The organism is uncultured Nitrospira sp., from assembly GCA_902500695.1.
In the GTDB taxonomy this organism is placed as follows: Bacteria; Nitrospirota; Nitrospiria; order Nitrospirales; family UBA8639; genus Nitrospira_E.
In genome coordinates this window covers 25027-27966 of the sequence record CABVRQ010000021.1, presented here as the reverse complement: position 1 = coordinate 27966, position 2940 = coordinate 25027, and the positions used below count along the sequence as shown (strand labels likewise).

The window sequence follows — 2940 nt, the reverse complement described above, 5'->3', positions numbered from 1 at the left end:
CGCCGGTTCAACGCGAAATGTATCAATTGCGGCTTTTGGTTTGACTTAGCGGATGTGTTGCGCTTTTTTAAGCGCGTATTGGAAAGCGGTTACAACGGTCAAAAAATCCGTGAAACCCTCTAGCCTGTCTGAAACCAACCCACCTTACTTTCAGCTCTGCAACTCTAAGATTTTTAAGACCTGATCCGGGCCTTGTCAGGCTTGTTTGTGGCGGGCAAGCTTTGGGGTGAAGTCCGCGGATTAGTGGCCTGTTAGGTTTTAGTTTCTTGTGCCAAAATTTAATAACGGGAGTGTTGGAAAATTTCGCCAGCGGAATTCTCGCCGATTGGTCGTGCTCACATACTCCTCCGTATGGTCCGCTCGTCTAATCGGCTGTGGCCTTGCTGAACGAGCTTTTATGAACACTCCCTTATTTTTCCCGTTCGGGATTCTTTTACTCATCTATGTGGTGAAAAGGCAAAATATGAGAAATATTCAACAGTCCCATAACATCGGTTTCCGGGATGAAAATTTTCTTCCTCTATCCCTGATTTCACATTTTGGTAACAGCTTTTTTACAGAAAGAATCCCATATTCCTAAACTTTGGCCAATACTTTAATACTTTGGAGAGGCCATTACCTATGAGACCCAGGAAATAACGGCTCCTTTTAACCTTTGGCTAATTCTTTGAGGGTCGTGCGGATGAGGTCTTCGAGTTCATATCCTTCGTCCAACTTAGCCGTCGCGAGATTCATGGCCTTTTTGACTTCGGGGGCGCGGTACCCCAAATTGATGAGGGCCGAGGCGGCTTCTTCCTGGAGAAAGTTGGTAGGTTCCATTGGGGCTGTTGAGGGTTTGTGGGAATCCGAAATCATGATGCGATTGGTTTTGTCTTTTAACTCCAGGACGATTCGACTCGCCGATTTTTTCCCAACGCCGGGGATGGAACCTAAGGTTTCAAGATCACCGGTTTCAATGGCTGTACACAAATCTGGGACGGAAAGGGTCGATAACGCACTCAGTGCGAGTTTCGGGCCGACTCCGGTGATAGTTGTGAGCAGTGAAAAGGCCTGTTTCTCTTCTGAAGAACCAAAGCCGAAGAGCTGAATGGTGTCGTTGCGGCAATGTGTGGAGACGAAAACCTGAACCGGAGCATTGAGATCAGGAAGGGTGAAATAGGTGGACAGTGCGATGAACACTTGATAACCCACACCCTGCACGGAAATGACGGCATCTTGTGGCGTCTTAGAAGAGAGGACTCCCGAAAGTGAGGCAATCATATTTTGGTCAAACTCAGTTATTCGTCAAAAGGGGAAGGTGACAGGAGAAATCAAGATCGATCAGAGAAATCGGTAAGAGAAAAAGATCGGCAGAATGGAGTGGAATCAAAAAGGCTAGGTACTTTCTGCAGCCATTTTCTCCATCAATTCGTCAGATATCTCAAAATTGGCATGGACCTTGGAGACGTCTTCGTTCTCGTCTAGGAGATCCATGAGTTTTAAGGCTTGTTCTGCATCTCTGCCTTCAAGTTGAATATGGTTTTGCGCGAGGAAAGTGAGCTCGGACAGGCTGGCTTCAATATTGGCCTTCTGTAAGGCTTCCTTGACGGCTTCGAAATTTGCTGGTTCCGAAATGACCTCAAATCCGGTGGGAGTTTGCTTCACGTCTTCAGCTCCCGCTTCCAGGGCCAGATCGAATAGTTGTTCTTCAGTCACCGCCTGGTTTTCGATGACCAGTAACCCTTTTTTTTGAAATTGCCAGGCAACTGCGCCGGCTTCAGCCATCGTTCCATTATTTTTTGTGAGAATATTTCGAACTTCGGCTACGGTCCGGTTGCGTTTATCGGTCGAAATTTCCAGGAGGAGTGCCGTCCCTCCTGGTCCATACCCCTCCAGCATAAACTCTTCGAATTGCATTCCCGGAAGTTCCCCGGTACCTCGCTGAATAGCCCGTTTGACTGTATCGGCAGGCATATTCACTTCTTTGGATTTCGCAATGGCTTGGCGTAAGGTTGGATTACCGTCTGGGTCGCCGCCGCTACGAGCGGCAATGGAAATTTCACGGATCACGCGCGTGAAGATTTTCCCACGCTTGGCATCTTGTGCGCCTTTGTGTCGCTTAATTGTTGACCAATGGCTATGTCCACCCATGATTGCGATCCATTTCCTAAATTTAAGGCGTCAAGGATGTGAGAGTATGCCCCCGCGTGGGCTTCTATCACAGTAATTGAAAGGGAGTCAATGCGCGTGGGCATGGCCAAAAGAGAGCTTGGAAAAGCAAGTGGGATGTTATTGTCCTGGAGAGTCAGCAAGCATTATTCTGTTCAATTGCTTTTCCTCTTTGTCCGCTGTTAGGAAATTAGTCATGCGCATCGTGTTTATGGGAACCCCCGCCTTTGCTGTTCCTACGCTTCAGCAGTTATTGAAGACAGAATTTTCTGTCGTGGGTGTCGTGTGTCAGCCTGACCGACCGAGTGGGCGTGGGAAGAAAGTTCAAATGGGCCCGGTAAAGGCGCTTGCATTGTCACAAAATATCCCGGTGGTGCAGCCTGAGAAAATGAAGGATCCCAAATTGATGGAGATTCTTCGAACATGGGAACCTGATCTGGTGGTGGTTGCCGCGTTTGGGCGTATTTTGCCAAAAACCATTCTTGATCTTCCCCCGAAAGGCTGTCTGAATGTTCATGGGTCCCTTCTCCCGAAGTATCGGGGTGCTGCTCCCATTCAATGGGCTGTGATCGATGGAGAGGCGGAGACCGGGGTGACGATCATGCTCATGGACCAAGGGATGGACACGGGGGCCATTCTTCAACAGGAAGTGATTTCTATAGGCCCGGACGAGACTTCAGGAGAGTTAGCTTCACGAATGGCTCAGGTTGGCGGAGCGCTCCTGGTCCGGACTCTGCGTGGATGGATCGCTGGCACAATGACTCCTTTGGCTCAAGATGATTCGGCGGCGAC

Annotated in this window: 3 protein-coding genes; 1 reads left to right on the top strand and 2 read right to left on the bottom strand. The window is 48.9% G+C overall.

Translation table 11 applies throughout. The features are described from left to right. Positions 1 to 648: 648 nt before the first annotated feature. Together ruvA and AAH187_RS07560 are read right to left on the bottom strand one after the other, a co-directional pair. The gene (ruvA, locus tag AAH187_RS07565; protein ID WP_342347836.1) at positions 649 to 1260 is read right to left on the bottom strand and encodes a Holliday junction branch migration protein RuvA; all 612 of its coding nucleotides are present in this window, start codon (positions 1258 to 1260) and stop codon (positions 649 to 651) included. A 114-nt stretch (positions 1261 to 1374) separates the two neighbouring features. Then, positions 1375 to 2130, bottom strand: a complete 756-nt coding sequence (locus AAH187_RS07560; RefSeq protein WP_342347835.1) for a YebC/PmpR family DNA-binding transcriptional regulator — start codon at positions 2128 to 2130, stop codon at positions 1375 to 1377. Positions 2131 to 2344: 214 nt separating this feature from the next. Here AAH187_RS07560 and fmt point away from each other — a divergent pair. Then, positions 2345 to 2940 (top strand): methionyl-tRNA formyltransferase (gene fmt / locus AAH187_RS07555; RefSeq protein ID WP_342347834.1); only part of this gene is annotated, 596 nt, incomplete at its 3' end.

Bases quoted from the DNA above. Each gene is read 5' to 3' on its own strand.
- ruvA (WP_342347836.1), bottom strand. From the start codon at position 1,260: ATGATTGCCTCACTTTCGGGAGTCCTCTCTTCTAAGACGCCACAAGAT.
- AAH187_RS07560 (WP_342347835.1), bottom strand. From the start codon at position 2,130: ATGGGTGGACATAGCCATTGGTCAACAATTAAGCGACACAAAGGCGCA.